The sequence below is a fragment of the Pseudomonas sp. EL_65y_Pfl1_R83 genome (assembly GCF_963970695.1).
Classification (GTDB): Bacteria; Pseudomonadota; Gammaproteobacteria; order Pseudomonadales; family Pseudomonadaceae; genus Aquipseudomonas; species Aquipseudomonas tritici.
The window spans coordinates 42,243-60,625 of the sequence record NZ_CAXAQI010000017.1 but is presented as its reverse complement, the minus strand read 5'-3'; the positions used below and the strand labels follow the sequence as shown (position 1 = coordinate 60,625).

The 18,383-nt window shown below is 60.7% G+C and carries 18 protein-coding genes; 12 read left to right on the top strand and 6 right to left on the bottom strand.

All coding sequences use genetic code 11. From position 1 onward, the window contains the following. Window positions 1-65: 65 nt before the first annotated feature. Both AACY08_RS22085 and AACY08_RS22080 read left to right on the top strand, forming a co-directional pair. The gene (locus AACY08_RS22085; RefSeq protein WP_090401953.1) at window positions 66-485 is read left to right on the top strand and encodes a polyribonucleotide nucleotidyltransferase; all 420 of its coding nucleotides are present in this window, start codon (window positions 66-68) and stop codon (window positions 483-485) included. Between the two features lie 15 nt (window positions 486-500). Then, entirely contained in the window at window positions 501-1,406 is a 906-nt protein-coding gene (locus AACY08_RS22080) for a cation diffusion facilitator family transporter (protein WP_339427980.1), read from the top strand. 26 nt (window positions 1,407-1,432) lie between these two features. On the opposite strand, the gene AACY08_RS22075 is transcribed toward AACY08_RS22080, so the two are convergent. Then, entirely contained in the window at window positions 1,433-2,416 is a 984-nt protein-coding gene (locus AACY08_RS22075) for a DUF6515 family protein (RefSeq protein WP_339471395.1), read from the bottom strand. A gap of 398 nt (window positions 2,417-2,814) precedes the next feature. Here AACY08_RS22075 and AACY08_RS22070 point away from each other — a divergent pair, with 398 nt between their 5' ends. Beyond that, entirely contained in the window at window positions 2,815-3,294 is a 480-nt protein-coding gene (locus AACY08_RS22070) for an Lrp/AsnC family transcriptional regulator (RefSeq protein ID WP_017735654.1), read from the top strand. A gap of 194 nt (window positions 3,295-3,488) precedes the next feature. Beyond that, complete coding sequence (locus AACY08_RS22065) at window positions 3,489-3,698, top strand: DUF2788 domain-containing protein (RefSeq protein WP_049713471.1); 210 nt, start codon at window positions 3,489-3,491, stop codon at window positions 3,696-3,698. Here the strand turns inward: AACY08_RS22065 and AACY08_RS22060 are convergent. The 4 genes from AACY08_RS22060 to AACY08_RS22045 all read right to left on the bottom strand — a co-directional run bounded on the left by AACY08_RS22060 (window position 3,693) and on the right by AACY08_RS22045 (window position 10,088). Continuing rightward, complete coding sequence (locus AACY08_RS22060; RefSeq protein ID WP_339437543.1) at window positions 3,693-4,328, bottom strand: pseudouridine synthase; 636 nt, start codon at window positions 4,326-4,328, stop codon at window positions 3,693-3,695. The genes AACY08_RS22065 and AACY08_RS22060 overlap by 6 nt on opposite strands. Window positions 4,329-4,399: 71 nt before the next feature. Then, entirely contained in the window at window positions 4,400-5,872 is a 1,473-nt protein-coding gene (gene amn / locus AACY08_RS22055; protein WP_339427978.1) for an AMP nucleosidase, read from the bottom strand. 105 nt (window positions 5,873-5,977) lie between these two features. After that, window positions 5,978-7,624 (bottom strand): acyl-CoA dehydrogenase family protein, encoded by a 1,647-nt coding sequence (locus AACY08_RS22050; RefSeq protein ID WP_339471394.1) that lies wholly within the window; start codon window positions 7,622-7,624, stop codon window positions 5,978-5,980. 67 nt (window positions 7,625-7,691) lie between these two features. Then, window positions 7,692-10,088: a hybrid sensor histidine kinase/response regulator gene (locus tag AACY08_RS22045; protein ID WP_339471393.1), complete on the bottom strand. Its 2,397-nt coding sequence runs from the start codon at window positions 10,086-10,088 to the stop codon at window positions 7,692-7,694. 287 nt (window positions 10,089-10,375) lie between these two features. Between AACY08_RS22045 and AACY08_RS22040 the strand changes: the two genes are divergently transcribed. The 4 genes from AACY08_RS22040 (at window position 10,376) to AACY08_RS22025 (ending at window position 13,896) form a co-directional block, all read left to right on the top strand. Next, window positions 10,376-11,173 carry a hydroxymethylpyrimidine/phosphomethylpyrimidine kinase gene (locus AACY08_RS22040; RefSeq protein ID WP_339416899.1) on the top strand — a complete coding sequence of 266 codons (798 nt, stop codon included), beginning with the start codon at window positions 10,376-10,378 and terminating at the stop codon, window positions 11,171-11,173. Window positions 11,174-11,191: 18 nt separating this feature from the next. Then, window positions 11,192-11,815: a thiamine phosphate synthase gene (gene thiE / locus AACY08_RS22035; protein ID WP_339471392.1), complete on the top strand. Its 624-nt coding sequence runs from the start codon at window positions 11,192-11,194 to the stop codon at window positions 11,813-11,815. Between the two features lie 17 nt (window positions 11,816-11,832). Continuing rightward, window positions 11,833-13,116 (top strand): glutamate-1-semialdehyde 2,1-aminomutase, encoded by a 1,284-nt coding sequence (hemL, locus tag AACY08_RS22030; RefSeq protein ID WP_339471391.1) that lies wholly within the window; start codon window positions 11,833-11,835, stop codon window positions 13,114-13,116. A 225-nt stretch (window positions 13,117-13,341) separates the two neighbouring features. Next, entirely contained in the window at window positions 13,342-13,896 is a 555-nt protein-coding gene (locus tag AACY08_RS22025; protein WP_339471390.1) for a tetratricopeptide repeat protein, read from the top strand. 122 nt (window positions 13,897-14,018) lie between these two features. On the opposite strand, the gene AACY08_RS22020 is transcribed toward AACY08_RS22025, so the two are convergent. Next, window positions 14,019-14,345: a DUF1820 family protein gene (locus AACY08_RS22020; protein WP_003236992.1), complete on the bottom strand. Its 327-nt coding sequence runs from the start codon at window positions 14,343-14,345 to the stop codon at window positions 14,019-14,021. 131 nt (window positions 14,346-14,476) lie between these two features. On the opposite strand from AACY08_RS22020, the gene miaB reads away from it, so the two are divergent. The 4 genes from miaB (at window position 14,477) to AACY08_RS22000 (ending at window position 18,373) form a co-directional block, all read left to right on the top strand. Next, entirely contained in the window at window positions 14,477-15,805 is a 1,329-nt protein-coding gene (gene miaB / locus AACY08_RS22015) for a tRNA (N6-isopentenyl adenosine(37)-C2)-methylthiotransferase MiaB (protein ID WP_339416903.1), read from the top strand. A gap of 231 nt (window positions 15,806-16,036) precedes the next feature. Continuing rightward, window positions 16,037-17,041 (top strand): PhoH family protein, encoded by a 1,005-nt coding sequence (locus AACY08_RS22010; RefSeq protein ID WP_339416904.1) that lies wholly within the window; start codon window positions 16,037-16,039, stop codon window positions 17,039-17,041. Next, window positions 17,034-17,492: an rRNA maturation RNase YbeY gene (gene ybeY / locus AACY08_RS22005; protein WP_049711386.1), complete on the top strand. Its 459-nt coding sequence runs from the start codon at window positions 17,034-17,036 to the stop codon at window positions 17,490-17,492. Before AACY08_RS22010 ends, ybeY begins: the two co-directional genes overlap by 8 nt. Before the next feature lie 41 nt (window positions 17,493-17,533). Continuing rightward, a complete protein-coding gene (locus AACY08_RS22000) occupies window positions 17,534-18,373 on the top strand; it encodes an HlyC/CorC family transporter (protein ID WP_339416906.1) in 840 nt (279 codons plus the stop codon). Window positions 18,374-18,383 lie beyond the last annotated feature (10 nt).

The following is an 18,383-nucleotide window of genomic DNA, read 5'->3' as shown; positions in this document are numbered from 1 at the left end:
TAGAGCGCTGTTGTTCAGCAGTATTGTCATATAGTCCCGTATCAATCGTGTTCAGGAGAATTTTTATGCGTATCGCTTCCCGTGTCATTGGTGGTGTCCTCGCCGTCACCCTGCTGAGCCAACTGACGGCCTGCGGATCGATCTTCTACCCGGACCGCCGCGGCCAGATCGACGGCAAGATCGACCCGACGATTGCCGTGCTCGATGCCGTGGGCCTGCTGTTCTACGTAATCCCAGGCCTGATCGCTTTTGGTGTGGACTTCGCCACCGGCGCCATCTACTTCGAACCGGGCAAGACCGCCCAGGTCGACCCGGAAAAACTCCACGAAGCCATCGGCGCCGACGGCAAGGTCGACAATGCCAAGCTGCAAAGCATCATTCAAAAAGAAACCGGCCGCACCCTGCCGCTGGACGACCCGCGCATGATCCAGTTCAAAGGCAGCGTGCAACAGCTCGCCAGCCTGGGCCTGCAACCTGCCGCTTAAGGAGTCGAGCCGCCTATGACCAGCAGTCCCGAACACGCCCGGCTCTTGCGCCTGGCCACTCGCGCTTCGGTGGGCGTGGCCTGTGCGTTGATTATCACCAAGGCCATCGCTTGGTGGTTCAGCGGCTCGGTGAGCATGCTCGCCGGGTTGACCGACTCGCTGCTGGACGGCGTGACCTCGCTGTTGAATTTGCTCGCGGTGCATTACGCCCTGCGCCCTGCCGATGACGATCACCGTTATGGGCATGGCAAGGCAGAATCGCTGGCGGGCATGGCGCAGGCGCTGTTTATCGGTGGCAGTGCGGTGCTGATCGCGTTCCAGGCCTACGAGCGGCTGCAGCACCCGGAACCGGTGGGCGCGCCGTGGTTGAGCATTGGCGTAATCGTGTTTTCCCTGGCGTTGACCGTCGCCTTATTAATGCTGCAACACCGGGTGATCCGCGAAACCGGCTCCAACGCCGTGCGCGCGGATTCACTGCACTACCGCTCGGACCTGATGCTCAATGGGAGCATCCTGGTGGCGCTGGTGCTGGCGGGTGTTGGCTACCATCAAGTGGACGCCTGGTTCGGCCTGGGCATCGCTGCCTACATCTTGTGGAGCGCGGTCCAGATCGCTCGGGAGAGTTTTGCGGTGTTGATGGATGAAGAGCTGCCGACGGACGTCAGCCAGCACATGTTGGAACTGGCCCGTGGCGTACCGGGGGTGTTGGGCGCACATGATCTGCGCACGCGGATTTCCGGCAGCCACTGGTTTGTGCAATTGCACCTGGAGTTGCCGGGGGAGTTGACGCTGTCAGTCGCCCACGGGATCAGCGACCAGGCCGCCGATGCCATTCACAAGGCTTACCCGCGCGCCGAAGTGCTGGTGCATGCGGATCCTGCGGATCAGCTTCAAGCTGCAAGTCACAAGCCTCAAGCTTGACACCAAAAGCTTGAGGCTTGTCGCTGCTACTGTTGCACCTGATAGCCGCGACTGCTCAGGCAGTTGCCCTGGGCCTGGCGGTAGGTTTGCACCACCGCAGGGTCTGGGGCGTACGTCACCGCCTGCGGATCGAAGCCGCTTTGCTGCACCGCCCAGCGATAACAGTCGTAACCGTCCTGCTGCACCTGGGCCGGTGACTGGCCGTTGGCGGGGTACGCCACCACGTCATAGCCATTGCCTTGCGGCGTGGGCTGCGGCGCCGGCACGGCGGTCGGCGGTTGCACCACCACGTACTGCTGGGAACTGCTTTCGTAGGTGTAATAAGAGCCCGCCGCAAGAAAGAACAGCGCACTGCCTATCCACACTTCACGTGCATAGTCGGGCAGGTATTGCACGCGGATTCCGTAGGGCGGCGTCACCACTACATAGCGCGGCCCTTGCGGGCGGTACCAGTAGCCACCGGAATAGAAATAATCCTGGCCGCGGTAAGGCACGCGGTAGTTGCGGTCGGGGAAGCGGTCGATCACGTAGCCAGGACGATGTTGCGGGCCTGGGCCCCAACCATTGCCGTGCCCGTCGGGGCGGCCTGGCCAGCGGTTGTCGCCGGGCCGTGAGCCTGGGCCGCCGGCTTCCCAATGTGGGTTACCATCATTGCGTCGCGGGATGTCGCGGTAATAGCCCTGGCGGGGCTCCTGGGTCTGGCGCACGGTGTCGGGGCGACTCTGGATCGGCAGGTTATTCGACGGTTGCGGTTGCTGCACCGGCCGCCCCTGCTCATTGCCCTGGGGACGCCCCTGCCATTGGCCACCACCGTTCTGGGCACCACCATCGAAATGCTGATTCTGTGGGCGCGGCTGTTCATTATTCCCAGGCCGTCCGCCCTCCGGCCCTCTTTCATGCTGACCACCGCCTTCACCGCGCGGCGCGTTATCACGCTCGTCGGCCACTGCCTGAGCACCAACGGTGACCATCAGCAAACCAACACCTGCCCAACGCCAGATGCGCTTCATGCTATTCCTCATTGCGGATTAGGACCTGTCCATGAGACTGGAAAAGCGAGGCCCGGTTCTTGGACAGGTTATCAGCAGGCAAAAGAAAAGGGGTGACCCGTCGGCCACCCCTTGAGAACTTCGTCCTGGCTCAACGCTTTTGGCGTTGGCTCACCTCACGCCGTCTTGTGGACAGTGTGCAGCCTGGAGGCCGGCTCAACCCTGCTGGGGTGGCGGCCGCAGCGGGCCTGATTGGGCGCGCTGTAAGTGGACTGTTGTCCAGGCGGTGATTCTGTTGATAAAGATACAGGCGAGCGCCCGACAGATGATTGCGAAGATTGCGTCAATAAACAGTGCTTGCGCAATTTTTAACCCTTCATAGATAATTAACCGCAATAGTTACGACAAAGGCCAACCCAATGAGCAAGCTTGACCGATACGACCTGAGTATTTTGGCGGAATTGCAGCGTGATGCGAGGATCTCCAACCAGGAGTTGGCCGAACGTATCGGCTTGTCGCCTTCGCCGTGCTCGCGCCGGGTCAAGCAACTGGAGGATGACGGCTACATCGCACGCCAGGTCGCCCTGCTCGACCGCAAGATGCTCGGCCTGAGCCTCACTGCCTATGTGCTGATCGGCATGGACCGTCACACCCCCGAGCGTTTCGAGAATTTCGAAGCGGCCATCCGCACCTTGCCCCAGGTATTGGAATGCAGTTTGGTGACGGGAATGGATGCTGACTACCAATTGAAAGTGGTGGTGCCGGATATGGATCACTACCAGAAGTTGCTGCTGGGGCATCTAACGCGCATTGATGGCGTGACCAGCGTGCGGTCGAGCTTTGTGCTGAACCAGGTGCTCAACAGCACTGAGTTACCACTGACCCATCTGCGTACCTGAGCCCCATGAAGATCAAATGTGGGAGCTGGCTTGCCTGCGATGCAGACACCTCGGTATGTCAGCCAGACCCAGGTGATGCTATCGCAGGCAAGCCAGCTCCCACATTGATTGCATTCCAACTCAAGTCAATATTGCGCCTGTAGCACTGCCGTATACTCGCCGCCTGCCTTTGTCGGAAAAACTCCATGAACAACATCGATCCCGTCCTGTTTGAAGAATGGATGATGACCGGCCTGGTCACCATCCTGATCATTTTCATGGGCTTTATCGTCTGGGACCTGGCGAAGAAATCCAAAGCTGGACGCTTTGGCTCGTTCATCCTGTTCTTCGTGCTGGGCCTGGGCGTGGCCGCGTTCATCATCAAGAGCGTGGTCATCGGTCTGATCGAGTCCGGCGCCTTATAAGCGCGCCGGCACTTCCTTCCACTGGCCTTGATCCAGGCCTTCAATTGTCCAATCGCCAATTCGCACACGTACCAGGCGCAAGGTGGGCAACCCCACGGCGGCGGTCATGCGCCGTACCTGACGGTTGCGCCCTTCTCGAATCACCAACTCCAACCAATGGGTCGGCACGCTTTTACGAAAGCGCACCGGCGGGTTGCGCGGCCATAACTCGGGCTCATCCAACTGCCGCGCTTCGGCGGGCAAGGTCTTGCCGTCATTGAGCTCGACGCCGTCACGCAGCCGTTGCAGTTGCTCTTCGGTCGGTTCGCCCTCCACTTGTACCCAGTAGGTTTTCGCCAGTTTGTGCTTGGGGTCGGCAATCCGCGCCTGGAGTTGGCCATCGTTGGTCAGCAGCAACAGGCCTTCACTGTCACGGTCCAGGCGACCGGCCGGGTAGATGCCGGGGATGTCGATAAAGTCCTTGAGGGTCGCGCGCCCGCCTTCGTCGCTGAACTGGGTCAGCACGTCGAACGGTTTATTGAAGAGGATCAACTTCGGCTCGGCCGGCGGTGCCTTGGCGACACGACGGGCTGCGGAATGCGTAGGTTTCACGCTGGGGCGGCGCGAATCAGGACGGGTGGGACGGGACATGGCAAAGGAACATCTAACGGTCAGGACCGACAATCCTAGTGGCCTGACCGTTAAATGACCATCCCAACCGCTTAGCGGAACGGCGGTTCGTCGAAGCTGCGCAGTTTGCGCGAGTGCAGCGAGTTGAGTTCGGTGCGCAGCAGGTCGACGGCTTCGATGCCGATCTTCAAGTGCTGGCTGACCGCGCGCTCATAGAACGCGTTGGCCGAACCCGGCAGTTTGATCTCGCTGTGCAGCGGCTTGTCGGACACGCACAGCAAGGTGCCGTAAGGCACACGCAAGCGGTAGCCTTGCGCCGCGATGGTACCGCTTTCCATGTCCACGGCCACCGCGCGAGACAGGTTGATCAATGGGCGTTCCTGGGCCCAGCGCAGCTCCCAGTTACGGTCGTCATAGGTCAACACGGTGCCAGTGCGCAGGCGTTTTTTCAGCTCTTCGCCTTGTTCGCCGGTGACGTTGGCCGCCGCCCGCTGCAAGGCCATCTGCACTTCAGCCAGGGCCGGAATCGGAATATTGGGCGGTACTACGCGGTCGAGAATCCCGTCGCGGCGCATATAGGCGTGGGCCAGTACGTAGTCGCCAATGGTCTGGGATTGGCGCAGGCCGCCGCAGTGGCCGATCATCAGCCAGCAATGCGGGCGCAGCACGGCCAAATGGTCGGTGATGTTCTTGGCGTTGGACGGGCCGACGCCAATGTTCACCAGGGTCACGCCGTGGCCGTCGCTGGCCTGCAAGTGATAGGCCGGCATTTGATAACGATGCCACACAACGCCTGCGGCAATCGCCGACGCTTCACCGTGGTCCATGCTCTTGTCGATCACCACGTTGCCCGGCAGCACCATACGGATAAACCGTGGGTCGCTGCGCAGTTGCTCCAGGCCATGCACGATGAACTGGTCGACATAACGGTGGTAGTTGGTCAGCAGGATCCACGGTTGCACATGGCGCCAGTCGCTGCCGGTGTAGTGCACCAGCCGACGCAGGGAAAAGTCCACGCGCGCCGCGTCGAACAGCGCCAGGGGCAGTGGGTCGGTGTTCTCCCAGTCGTAGAGGCCATCGGCGATGCCATCGGTGGCAGCCGACAGGTCAGTGCTGGGGAACACGCGGGCCAGGGTCGCGGCGGTCACGCCGGAGCCGGCCAGTTCGTCGCCCTGCTCCACCACATACGGGTACGGGATGTTCTGCTGGCTGACGCCCACTTCCACCGTCACGGTGAAGTCGTGCATCAGCGGCACCAGTTGCTCCAGCAGGTACTTACGGAAGGCCGCAGGATGGGTGACGGTAACGCTGTAGGTCCCCGGCAACTGGACCTTCGCGTACGCCCGAGTGGTCTGTGGGACTTCGCCGTGGCAGTGGTAGGTCAGGCGCAGTTCTGGGTAACGAAACAGCGCACGTTGTTCGGCATCGGGTTCGACGCGGTCTTTGAGGTACTGCTTGAGGGCTTGATTGAGCGCGCCGGTAGCGCGCTCATGCAGGGCCGCCAGACGATCCACGGCTTCTTCAGCGGTTTGAACGACAACAAAAGCTTCGGTCACGGTAAGCATCCTGTGTTCTGACTTGCAGGCCTTTATCTTGCCTGTATCCCAGGCTCACATAAACACCAGAATTGGAATGCTTTGAAAGGTGGGAGCTGGCTTGCCAGCGTTTATTCAGTTAGGTGTCGAGCGGGCAACAATCGCTTCCACCTCCACACCACGCGGCAAAGTCCCGTAGGCCCGACCGGATGACTCACCCAACCGGCTGGCAATAAATCCATCACTCACCGCCGCATTCCCTGCCTCCAGTAACAATTTGGCCTGCAACGCCACGGCGATATCCTCGGTCAACTGCCGCGCACGGTACTGGATATCCTGAGTGTCCATAAACGCCGACTTCAGCTGTTCAATGTGTCGCGCCAGTGGCTTATCCCCGTGCCCGTCCCCGAGTTCGACAAACAACGCCTCCAGCACACCCGGTTCTTTCGATAACGCGCGCAGCACGTCCAGGCACTGCACATTGCCGGAACCTTCCCACGTCGAATTCACCGGGGCCTCACGATAAAGGCGCGGCAGGATGCTGTCCTCCACATACCCGGCGCCGCCCATGCACTCGGCGGCTTCGTTGATCATGGCCGGGGCGCGCTTGCAGATCCAATACTTGCCCACCGCCGTCACCAGCCGGGCGAACTTGGCTTCCTGCTCATCACCCAGGTTATCCAGGGCCTTGCCCATACGCATGCTCAGGGCCAGCGCGGATTCGCTTTCCAGTGCCAGGTCAGCCAGCACGTTTTGCATCAGCGGTTGCTCGCCGAGTACACGCCCACCCACCGAGCGATGGGCACAATGATGGCTGGCCTGGGTCAGCGCCTGACGCATCAGGGCGCTGGAACCGACCATGCAATCGAAGCGGGTCATGGCGACCATCTCGATGATGGTGGGCACGCCGCGTCCCTCCTCGCCGATCATCCAGGCCAGGGCGCCACGGAACTCCACTTCGCTGGAGGCGTTAGAGCAGTTGCCGAGTTTGTTTTTCAGGCGCTGGATGTAGAACTCGTTGCGCATGTCATCCGGGCGATGTCGGGGCAATAGGAAACAGGAGAGGCCCTTGTCGGTTTGCGCCAGCGTTAGAAAGGCATCACACATCGGCGCCGAGCAGAACCATTTGTGGCCCACCAGTTCATAGGCTTGCCCCGGGCCGCCTGCGCCTACCGGATAAGCCCGGGTGGTATTGGCGCGCACGTCAGTACCGCCCTGTTTCTCGGTCATGGCCATGCCGATGGTGGCGCCAGCCTTGTGGCGGATGCCGACATTGCGCGGGTCGTAGTGAGTGCTGAGAATTTTCGGCAGCCAAAGGTCAGCCAATTCTGGCTGCATACGCAGCGCCGGCACACAGGCGAAGGTCATGGTCAGCGGGCAGCCGGTACCGGCTTCGGCCTGGCTGTGCAGGTAGGTCATGGCAGCGCGGGCCACATGGGCACCGGACTGCGGGTGCGCCCAAGGCAGCGACGGCAGACCATGCTCGACGGCGGTGCGCATCAGTTCGTGGTAAGCCGGGTGAAATTCCACCAGGTCGATGCGATGACCATAACGGTCATGGCTGTTGAATACAGGCTTGTTCTGATTGGCCAGGAACCCGGCTTCCATCAGCGGCCCGCCGGCCAGCGCGCCGTAGGCATCAATGCGCGCCTGCGCCCAGCCAGCGCCACAGCGGCGTGACCATTCTTGCAAGGGCAAGTCGATGCGATACAGGTTAGTGCCGTCCAGGGACGGCGGTTGGTTGGTGACGTCGTGGGTCTCGGCAAACTGATGCAGGTTCATGACGGGCCTCCTGAAAAAGGCCACGTCCAGTTGGGGCCTGAATTGCAGTTAAGCACCGTCATCCGCCTTAAAAAAGGGGCATACCCGCCGAAAGCCCGGCGCTTTCACCCTCAACCGGACACAACAACCGACGCTGCAACACCGCTTGCAATGCCTCGAAACGCACCGGTTTGACCAGCCGATCGGAGATACCGACGCCATGGCAATGCTCGCGTTCAGACACATTCAGCGACGTACTCACGGCGATCACCGGCAATTCACCGCAGCCAGGCAGTGCACGAATCTGACAGCACAACGAGAAACCACCTTCGGGAAGGTCCAACAGTACCGCGTCGAAATCCTCGCCCTGCAAAGCCGCCAACGCGTTAGGGCCGCTGTCCACGCTTTTCACCCGGTAGCCGAGCTTAAGCAGCATGCCGCGCACCACTAATTGGCCGACGCTGTTGTCATCCACCAGCAGCACCGCGCACTCCTGAGGCGCGCGTTGCCGGCCTGGCATTGGTTTGAACTCAGGCGGCACTGGGCTGACCTCCACCTCCAGCTCCAGCTGGAAGCGGCTGCCTTTGCTCGGTTCGGAATGATGTGTGAGGCGCCCGCCCAGCAGCTCGATCAGTTGCCGACAGATCGCCAAGCCGATACCCATGCCGCCGTATTCACGGGTGGTGGAGCCATCGAGCTGGAAGAACCGCTGGTACAGCGTGGCCTCATCCAGGAAGGCAAAGCCGATGCCGGTGTCGGTGACGATAAAGCTCAGGCGCAAAGCGCCCTCACTGTGCGGCACGCCAACCACACGCAGGCGGACCGACCCTTCGTGGGTGAATTTGAAGGCGTTGTCCAGCAGGCAATCCAGGCATTGCAGCAGTTTGTCGGCGTCGCCCACCACGCGGTCCGGCAGCTCGCCCGCCACGTCGATGGAAAACGCCAGGCCTTTGCTCTGGGCGCTGGCGTTGAACTGCTGGCGCAAGGTGTCCAGCGTCCCGCGCAGGCTGAACACCTGCGGCTGGGCACTCAGGCGTCCGGCCTGCAATTCGGTCAGGGTGAGGATGCCGTTGACCATGCGCATCATGTCCCGCGCCGAACCGGCGGCCGTTTGCTGGTACTGCGCCAGGTCAGCGTCCAACGGCACGGTTTGCATCAGTTCAAGGGAGCCGATCACGCCGTTCATGGGTGTGCGCAGTTCGTGAGTGAGGGTAGCGAGGAACTCATCCTTGAGTCGGTTACTGCGGGCTAATTGCTGGTTGAGCACTTCGAGCTTCTGGCTGGCATCGAACAGGATCTGCGCCTGTTGTTCACGCATGGAATTGATGCGGTCGGCCAGGGCCAGGGACAACAACGCCACTTCAATCGCCGAGCCGATCTGACTGGCGTACATGGTCAGGAACACATTGGGCAGGTAGCCCAGCACCATCAGCGTATTCACCACCCCGCCCAGCAGGAACGCCGACCAGGCGATGATGAAATAGCGCGCCACTCGCTGGCCGCAATACCAGGCCTTGATGGCGGCAACAAAGATGGTCACGGTAAATACCAGCGCCAGACCGGTGGCCAGGCGCAGCGCCAGGGCGTAGCTGGTCATCAACGACAGCAGCATCACCACTGCGCCGCAGGCCACCAACGCCAGCAGCAGGCGGTTGATCCAGCGACTGTGCTGGGCGGTGTGCAAGAAGCTGCGCGCAAACAGGCTGCCGAAGAGCGCCGCCGAGCCAATCAGGAACGGCGTCGCCGCATTCGCCCACCAAGGGTTGTTTGGCCAGAAATACTCCACCGCCGCGCCGTTGACCGACAGTTGGTACATGCCGAACGAAGCTATATAGAAGATGTAATAGAGATAGCTGGTGTCGCGCACGCTGAGGTAGATGAACAGGTTGTAGACCAGCATCCCCAACAACACGCCGTAGATCAGGCCTAATACATACAAGCGCAGCGGCTGTTGTTCCAGGTAGGCGGTGCTGGACCAGAGCGTCAATGGCGCCTGGATCGAGCCCTCGCTTTGCAGGCGCAGGTAGACGGTTTTCGCCTGCCCAGGGGTGAAGTCGACGTTGAACAGGTAATTGTTCTGGCGAATTTCACGGGAAGAAAATGGCAGCGCATCCCCCGTGCGCCCGGCCAGGCGATAGGTGCCGGTGTTGTCGGGCAGGTACAGGTCAAGATGGTCGAGCGGCGGGTACGCCAACTCCAGCAACCAGGTGCGTTGCACTTCGGGATGGGTGGGCAGGTAATGCAGATTGACCTTGAGCCAGAATACCGAGCGTGAGTAGCCGGCGTTCAGTGTGTCTTTATCGTAGGGCTTGAATTGCGTAGCGGCGGAAGGCGCGCTGACATCCGCAATGGTCAGGGCATCGGTCGGGTCTTCGAGCACTTGCATGGCCCGGCCCAGTGGCAGGCTTCGCGTGTCTTGGTTGAACTCGACGGCGTTGGCGAGCAACGGCAGCCCGCACAACAGTAAAATCAGCAAATAGCGCATAGTGCCCCAGCGTAGCCTGTCCGGTTATGTCAAAAAGCCCCCTATCCTTTTGAGAAGACGTACACCGGCAATACAGTTAGTTGTTTGGATCCACTCTAGCATAGCCGCTAAAGGCCATTGGACACCATTGAAATAAAATTTTTAAAGGCTCTAGAACAAGGGTTTTAGCGTGTTTCACCGTAAGTAACGGACACTAGCAAACAGCTATAAACGCTGATGTTTGCGTACAAAATTCAGCCATCGCCAGACGGCCCCGCCAAAAGCGTTTGGTGGTAAGCTCGCGCACCATGAATATCTACAGCTCTCGCCCCGTTGTCCTCTGTCTCTCCGGCCATGATCCCAGTGGTGGCGCCGGCTTGCAGGCAGATATCGAAGCCCTGCTCGCCCAGGGCTGCCATGCGGCCCCGGCCGTCACCGCCCTGACCGTGCAGAACACCGTCAATGTCAGCGATTTCCGCGTGCTCGACCGCGAGTGGGTGCTGGCCCAGGCCAATGCCGTGCTCGGCGATTCCGAAGTGGCAGCGGTCAAGCTGGGCATGCTCGGTTCCACTGCGATGGTCGACACCGTGGTCGAACTGCTGCAGGCGCACCCGCACCTGCCGGTAGTGTGTGATCCGGTGCTGCGCGCCGGTGGCGGTGGCAGCCTGGGCAAGGACGAAGTCGGTTATGCGATGCGCGAACGGCTGCTGCCGTTGTCGCTGATCGCCACGCCAAACCTGCCCGAAGCGCGCATCCTCGCGCAATTGCCTGAAGGCACGGCGGACGAATGCGCCGAGAAGCTGCTGCCGTATATCAAGCACCTGCTGATCACCGGTGGCCATGGCGATGAGCACGAAGTGCACAACCGCCTCTACAGCCGTGACGGCACGCGCCATACCTTTACCTGCCAGCGCCTGCCCGGCAGTTACCATGGTTCGGGCTGCACGCTGGCCAGTGCATTGGCCGGTCGGATCGCCCAGGGCGAAGGCTTGGTCAGCGCCGTGCAATCAGCCCTCAACTACACCTGGCGCACCCTGCGTGACGCCGAACAACTCGGCCAGGGCCAGTTTGTACCGCGCCGGTTGCCGCTGGATTTCTGCTCTTAAAACCAAGGGGCATGCCCGATGAAACTACGTGGCCTTTACGCCATTACCGACAGCCAACTGTTGGCCGGCAAATTCCTCGCCTACGTCGAAGCGGCGCTGGACGGTGGCGTGACCCTGCTGCAGTACCGCGACAAAAGCAGCGACGAAGCCCGGCGCCTGCGTGAAGCGGAAAAGCTGCGGGAGCTGTGCTCCCGCTACAAGACCCAACTGATCATCAACGATGACGCTGAATTGGCCGCGCGCCTCGGCGTCGGCGTGCACCTGGGCCAGACCGACGGCCCGCTGACCCCAGCCCGTGCGCTGCTCGGCTCCAAGGCTATCATCGGCTCGACCTGCCACAGCCAGATCGAACTGGCCGAGCAGGCCACCAAGGAAGGCGCCAGTTATGTCGCCTTCGGCCGCTTCTTCAACTCCAACACCAAGCCTGGCGCGCCGGCGGCCACCATCGAGATGCTGGCCCAGGCCCGCGCACGCTTGCACGTGCCAATCTGCGTGATCGGCGGCATCACCCTGGAGAACGCCGAACCGCTGGTGGCCCACGGTGCCGACCTGCTGGCGGTGGTGCACGGCCTGTTTGGCGCCGACACCCCCCAGGAAGTCACGCGTCGCGCCCGCGCGTTCAACGCCCTTCTTAAGATTTGATTTCAGAGAGCCCAACCATGTCCCGTTCCGAAACGCTGTTTGCCAATGCCCAGAAACACATCCCCGGCGGTGTGAACTCCCCCGTGCGTGCGTTCAAAAGCGTGGGCGGCACGCCGTTGTTCTTCAAACATGCCGAAGGCGCCTACGTCACCGACGAAGATGACAGGCGCTACGTTGACTACGTCGGCTCCTGGGGCCCGATGATCCTCGGCCACAGCCACCCGGACGTACTGGACGCGGTGCGCAAGCAACTGGAACACGGCCTGTCCTACGGCGCACCGACCGCCATGGAAACCGAAATGGCTGACCTGGTGTGCGCCATCGTGCCGTCGATGGAAATGGTGCGTATGGTCAGCTCCGGCACCGAAGCCACCATGAGCGCGATCCGCCTGGCCCGTGGTTTCACTGGCCGCGACAGCATCATCAAGTTCGAAGGCTGCTACCACGGCCACTCCGACAGCCTGCTGGTAAAAGCCGGTTCCGGCCTGCTGACCCAAGGCGTGCCAAGCTCGGCCGGTGTACCGGCAGCCTTTGCCAAACACACCCTGACCCTACCGTTCAACGACATCGCCGCCGTCGAGCAGATGCTCAATGAAGTGGGCCAGGAGGTGGCCTGCATCATCGTCGAACCGGTGGCCGGCAACATGAACTGCGTACCCCCCGCGCCAGGCTTCCTTGAAGGCCTGCGCGAGCAGTGCGACAAGCACGGCGTGGTGCTGATTTTCGACGAAGTGATGACCGGTTTCCGTGTAGCCCTTGGTGGCGCGCAGGCGCACTACGGCGTAACGCCAGACCTGAGCACCTTTGGCAAGATCATCGGTGGCGGCATGCCAGTGGGCTGCTTTGGCGGCAAGCGCGAAATCATGCAACACATCGCGCCGCTGGGCCCGGTGTACCAGGCAGGCACCTTGTCAGGCAACCCACTGGCCATGGCCGCCGGCCTGACCACCCTGCGCCTGATCAGCCGCCCGGGCTTCCACGCCGAGCTGACCGACTACACCACCCGCCTGCTCGACGGCCTGCAACAACGCGCCGACGCCGCCGGTATCCCGTTTGTTACAACGCAAGCGGGTGGCATGTTCGGCCTGTACTTCAGCGGCGCCGACGATATCGTCACGTTTGATGACGTGATGGGCAGCGACGCGGATCTGTTCAAGCGCTTCTTCCACCTCATGCTGGAAGGCGGCGTGTACCTGGCGCCGAGCGCTTTCGAAGCCGGCTTCACCTCGATCGCCCATGGCGAAGCCGAGCTGAAGCTGACCCTCGACGCCGCTGAACGCGCCTTCGCCGCACTGAAGTAATTGGCCGTAAAAATCAGGCACCGCGCAAACGGTGTCTGATTTGCTACTTTGCTTAAAGAGATTTCCGAGTTTTTTCGAGAAATCACCTGCAATCCGGCAGATAACTTGCCCAACCAGCAGAAAAACGAGTAAAGACTTTGTAAGCAGAGGCCTGCTTATTTCATAATGCGCGCTTATTGGATCCCACGAGGGTCCGCGTGCCCCGTCAGAGGTAAGTCGATTCCCATGAAACGCACCGGCCGCACCCTGGTTCTGGGCTGCCTGTTGCTCCTTCAGCCGCTGCTGGCACATGCACAAGCAGGCGGCAACTCGTTGTTAATCCCAGCGATGGGTCGTTGCACCCTCAATACCCAGCCAGACAGCCAGGCCGAAGCGCTGAGCGCGTGCCGGAAACAGGCCGAGGACGGGAATGCGCAGGCGCAATACGAGTTGGGTGAGTACTTCCACGACAGCAAAAACCCCGCCCGCGACCTCAACAAGGCCTTGAGCTACTTCGAGAAAGCCTCGTTGCAGGGGCACGCCCAGGCGCAGTTCCAGCTGGGTACCATGTTCTTCAAGGGCGAAGGTGTGCCGGCCAATAACGTCCAGGCGTATATCGTGCTGAAAATGGCGGCGGTCAACGGTGCGGAAGATGCGCTGGATACGGCCGACGAAGTGGCCGAGCACATGCAGCGTGATGAATTGGAAGTGGCGACCCAGGTGCTGGGGCAGATTTTCCGCAACTACCTGCAAGAGCTGCAGAGTGCCGATGGGCGCTCGCCTTTCTCACCCCTGCCCTGACTCAGCTAAACCCGTCTACCGCCATCGCAGGCAAGCCAGCGCCCACAGTTGACCGAGTTCCAACTGTGGGATGCATTAAAATGTGGGGCTTGCCTGCGAAGGGCGCGACACGGTCTGAAGCCCTACTTCTCAGGCATCGGCATCGGAAACGGCATGACATTGCTCACGCCCCGCGCTTCGCTGATTTTCGGCGTGCCCAGGCGCTCGACTTCATCGATGCGCACAATCGAATGCATCGGCACAAAACTGCGCACCACGCCTTCGAACTGAGCCTTGAGCTTCTCTTCGCCCGGGTCGACGACCAACTGGGTGCGCTCGCCAAAGACGAACTCTTCCACCTCCAGGAAACCCCACAGATCGCTCTGATAGATCTGCTTGGCGTACATTTCGAACACCTGGCCCTGGTTGAGGAAAATCACCTTATAGATTGGAGCTTCACGTTTGGTCATGGTGGGCGAGCAACACATCGGGGATATAAAAGAGGGCGCGAACTATAGCATGGCACCCGATGCACAACGCTAGGAACCAATGGGCATGCCCCCTATAATGCGCGGTTCTTTACCACCAGTTGACGATTCCCATGGCCAAGAAGCTTTATATCGAAACCCACGGTTGCCAGATGAACGAGTACGACAGCTCGCGCATGGTCGACCTGCTGGGCGAACACCAGGCCCTGGAAGTCACCGCCCGCGCCGAAGATGCCGACGTGATCCTGCTCAATACCTGCTCGATCCGCGAACGCGCTCAGGACCGTGTGTATTCACAACTGGGCCGCTGGCGTGAATTGAAACTGGCCAACCCGGAGATGGTGATCGCCGTCGGCGGGTGCGTGGCCAGCCAGGAAGGTGCCGCGATCCGCGACCGCGCACCCTATGTCGACGTGGTCTTCGGCCCACAGACCCTGCACCGCCTGCCTGAAATGATCGACGCGGCGCGCATCACCAAGCTGCCGCAGGTCGACGTGTCCTTCCCGGAGATCGAAAAGTTCGACCACTTGCCCGAGCCCCGTATCGATGGGCCAAGCGCCTACGTGTCGGTGATGGAAGGCTGCAGCAAGTACTGTACGTTCTGCGTAGTGCCCTACACTCGCGGTGAAGAAGTCAGCCGGCCGTTTGACGATGTCATGTCGGAGATCATCCACTTGGCCGAAAACGGCGTGCGCGAAGTGACGCTGCTGGGCCAGAACGTCAACGGCTATCGCGGCCTGACCCACGATGGCCGCCTGGCCGACCTGGCGGAGCTGATCCGCGTGGTCGCCGCCGTGGACGGTATCGAGCGCATTCGCTACACCACCTCGCACCCGCTGGAGTTCTCCGACAGTCTGATCCAGGCTCACGCCGAGGTGCCGGAGCTGGTCAAACACCTGCACCTGCCGGTGCAATCGGGCTCGGACCGCATCCTGTCGGCGATGAAGCGCAACCATACGGCGCTGGAATACAAATCCAAACTGCGCAAATTGCGCGCGGCGGTGCCGGGTATCTGCATCAGCTCGGACTTTATCGTTGGCTTCCCCGGTGAAACCGAGAAAGACTTTGAGCAGACCATGAAGCTGATCGAAGACGTCGGTTTCGACTTCTCCTACTCGTTCGTCTACAGCCAGCGCCCCGGCACCCCGGCGGCCGACTTGCTGGACGAAACCCCGGAAGCACTGAAAAAAGAGCGCTTGAACGCGCTGCAACACCGCTTGAACCAGCAGGGTTTCGAGATCAGCCGACAAATGGTCGGTTCCACCCAGCGGATCCTGGTCACCGATTACTCGAAAAAAGATCCGGGCGAACTGCAAGGGCGTACTGAAAACAACCGCATCGTAAACTTCCGTTGCGATAATCCGACCTTGATCGGCCAGTTTGCCGATGTGCACATTGATGCCGCGCAGCCCCATTCGTTGCGTGGTTCTTTGATCAACTGACAATCCCAGGATAAATGTGGACCAAATGTGGGAGCTGGCTTGCCTGCGATAGCGATGTAACAGGCGACATCTCTTTTGAATGTGCAGGCCCCATCGCAGGCAAGCCAGCTCCCACAGTCGTTATTTGTAGTTCTTGAGAGTGAGGCCAGTCCATTTAAGTGCTTTCGCACACAGGCGGCTGGCGTTATTCTCTATTTCACCTCAACAGCCAAAGGGCGGCTAAAAGCGACCTTGAACGCACCCATAGCAGAACCCCATCGTTTTCTCCTCGAGCCCTTTGAGGCTCGCCGTTTCGCCAATCTGTGCGGACAGTTCGACGAGCACCTGCGCCTGATCGAACAACGCCTGGGCATCGAAATCCGCAACCGCGGCAATCAGTTCGAGCTCATTGGTGAGGCCCAATACACCAAATCTGCAGAAAACCTGCTGCGTCGGCTCTACCGCGAAACCAAGGGTAGCGAGCTGTCGCCGGAAACCGTGCACCTGTATTTGCAGGAATCGGCTGTGGAAGATTTGGCCAACAACCCCGTGGCCGAAGCCAGCGTGGCCCTGCGTACCAAAAAAGGCATGATTCGCCCAAAGGGCTTGAATCAGCAGAAGTACGTCAAGGCAATCCTCGGTAATGACATCAACTTCGGCATCGGCCCTGCGGGTACCGGCAAGACCTACCTGGCCGTGGCCTGCGCGGTCGACGCACTGGAGCGCGAGCAAGTGCGCCGCATCCTGCTGGTTCGCCCGGCGGTCGAGGCCGGCGAAAAACTCGGATTCCTGCCCGGCGACCTGGCGCAGAAGATCGACCCGTACCTGCGCCCGCTCTACGACGCGCTTTACGAGATGCTCGGCTTTGAATACGTGGCCAAGCTGATCGAGCGCCAAGTGATCGAGATCGCCCCGCTGGCCTACATGCGCGGCCGCACCTTGAGCAACAGCTTCATCATCCTCGACGAAAGCCAGAACACCACGGTCGAGCAGATGAAGATGTTCCTGACCCGCATCGGGTTCGGCTCCACGGCCATTATCACCGGCGACATTACCCAGGTTGACCTGCCCAAGGGCACGAAGTCGGGCCTGAGCCATGTGATTGAAGTGCTCAAAGACGTGCCGGGTATCAGTTTCACGCATTTCTCGCCAAAGGACGTGGTGCGCCACCCGCTGGTGCAGCGCATTGTCGAAGCCTACGAGCGCTTCGAACACCGTGACGACGGTTTGTCCAAGGACACTCGCCGCGATGCTTGAGCTAGACCTGCAGCTGGCAACCGAAGCGCCCGCGCCCAGCGAAGAGCAGTTCCGCCAATGGTGTGCGCTGGCCCTGCGCCAGCGCACCGCTGATTCGGAACTGACCATTCGCCTGGTCGACGAGCCCGAAGGCCGCGAATTGAACCACACCTGGCGCCAGAAGGATTACGCGACCAACGTACTGTCCTTCCCCGCCGACGTACCCGATGAACTGCTGGATATCCCGCTACTGGGCGACCTGGTCATCTGTGTCGCGGTGGTGGAGCGCGAGGCCAAGGAACAAGGCAAGGAACTTGAAGCCCATTGGGCCCATCTAGTCATCCACGGCTGCTTGCATCTCTTGGGTTACGACCATATAGACGATGACGAAGCCTGCGAGATGGAAACACTGGAACAAACGTTGCTTGCAGAACTGGGTCATCCAGACCCGTATGCAGACGACGAAGTTTAAAAACACTCAACTGTCACACTAAAGGATTCAGAGTAATCGCTATGAGCGAAGACCGATCGAGCAACGGGCAGAAGTCATGGCTGGGTAAAATCACCCAGGCTTTTGCCCACGAGCCGAAAAACCGCCAGGAGCTGCTTGAGCTACTGCGCGAGGCCCATCAGAACAAGTTGCTGGACAGCGAAGCGCTGGCTATCGTCGAGGGCGCCATTCAGGTGGCTGACCTGCAAGTACGCGACATCATGGTCCCGCGCTCGCAGGTGATCAGTATCAAGGCGACCCAGACCCCACGGGAATTCCTCCCGGCCGTGATCGACTCGGCGCACTCGCGCTACCCCGTGATCGGTGAAAGCCATGACGACGTCATGGGTGTCCTGCTGGCCAAGGATTTGCTGCCGTTGATCCTCAAGGAGAACGGTGACAACTTCAACATCAAGGACCTGCTGCGTCCGGCCACCTTCGTGCCTGAATCCAAGCGCCTGAACGTGCTGCTGCGGGAATTCCGCGCCAACCACAATCACATGGCCATTGTGATCGACGAATACGGCGGCGTCGCCGGCCTGGTCACCATTGAAGACGTGCTGGAACAGATCGTTGGCGACATCGAAGACGAACACGACGTCGAAGAAGACAGCTACATCAAGCCGCTGCCCAGCGGTGACTTCCTGATCAAAGCGTTGACGCCGATCGAGAACTTCAACGAGTTCTTCGACAGCGAATTCTCCGACGATGAGTTCGACACCGTGGGTGGCCTGGTGATGAGTGCGTTCGGGCATCTACCAAAACGTAACGAAACCACCGAGATCGGCGCGTATCGCTTCCGTATCCTGAATGCGGACAGCCGCCGTATCCACCTGATCCGTCTAACACCTATTGCCCGCTAAGGAAGGGGTG

Excerpts from the sequence above, each read along its gene's own strand:
- AACY08_RS22085 (WP_090401953.1), top strand. The coding sequence starts at position 66 with ATGCGTATCGCTTCCCGTGTCATTGGTGGTGTCCTCGCCGTCACCCTG.
- AACY08_RS22080 (WP_339427980.1), top strand. The coding sequence starts at position 501 with ATGACCAGCAGTCCCGAACACGCCCGGCTCTTGCGCCTGGCCACTCGC.
- AACY08_RS22075 (WP_339471395.1), bottom strand. The coding sequence starts at position 2,416 with ATGAAGCGCATCTGGCGTTGGGCAGGTGTTGGTTTGCTGATGGTCACC.
- AACY08_RS22070 (WP_017735654.1), top strand. The coding sequence starts at position 2,815 with ATGAGCAAGCTTGACCGATACGACCTGAGTATTTTGGCGGAATTGCAG.
- AACY08_RS22060 (WP_339437543.1), bottom strand. The coding sequence starts at position 4,328 with ATGTCCCGTCCCACCCGTCCTGATTCGCGCCGCCCCAGCGTGAAACCT.
- amn (WP_339427978.1), bottom strand. The coding sequence starts at position 5,872 with ATGCTTACCGTGACCGAAGCTTTTGTTGTCGTTCAAACCGCTGAAGAA.
- AACY08_RS22050 (WP_339471394.1), bottom strand. The coding sequence starts at position 7,624 with ATGAACCTGCATCAGTTTGCCGAGACCCACGACGTCACCAACCAACCG.
- AACY08_RS22045 (WP_339471393.1), bottom strand. The coding sequence starts at position 10,088 with ATGCGCTATTTGCTGATTTTACTGTTGTGCGGGCTGCCGTTGCTCGCC.
- AACY08_RS22040 (WP_339416899.1), top strand. The coding sequence starts at position 10,376 with ATGAATATCTACAGCTCTCGCCCCGTTGTCCTCTGTCTCTCCGGCCAT.
- thiE (WP_339471392.1), top strand. The coding sequence starts at position 11,192 with ATGAAACTACGTGGCCTTTACGCCATTACCGACAGCCAACTGTTGGCC.
- hemL (WP_339471391.1), top strand. The coding sequence starts at position 11,833 with ATGTCCCGTTCCGAAACGCTGTTTGCCAATGCCCAGAAACACATCCCC.
- AACY08_RS22025 (WP_339471390.1), top strand. The coding sequence starts at position 13,342 with ATGAAACGCACCGGCCGCACCCTGGTTCTGGGCTGCCTGTTGCTCCTT.
- AACY08_RS22020 (WP_003236992.1), bottom strand. The coding sequence starts at position 14,345 with ATGACCAAACGTGAAGCTCCAATCTATAAGGTGATTTTCCTCAACCAG.
- miaB (WP_339416903.1), top strand. The coding sequence starts at position 14,477 with ATGGCCAAGAAGCTTTATATCGAAACCCACGGTTGCCAGATGAACGAG.
- ybeY (WP_049711386.1), top strand. The coding sequence starts at position 17,034 with ATGCTTGAGCTAGACCTGCAGCTGGCAACCGAAGCGCCCGCGCCCAGC.
- AACY08_RS22000 (WP_339416906.1), top strand. The coding sequence starts at position 17,534 with ATGAGCGAAGACCGATCGAGCAACGGGCAGAAGTCATGGCTGGGTAAA.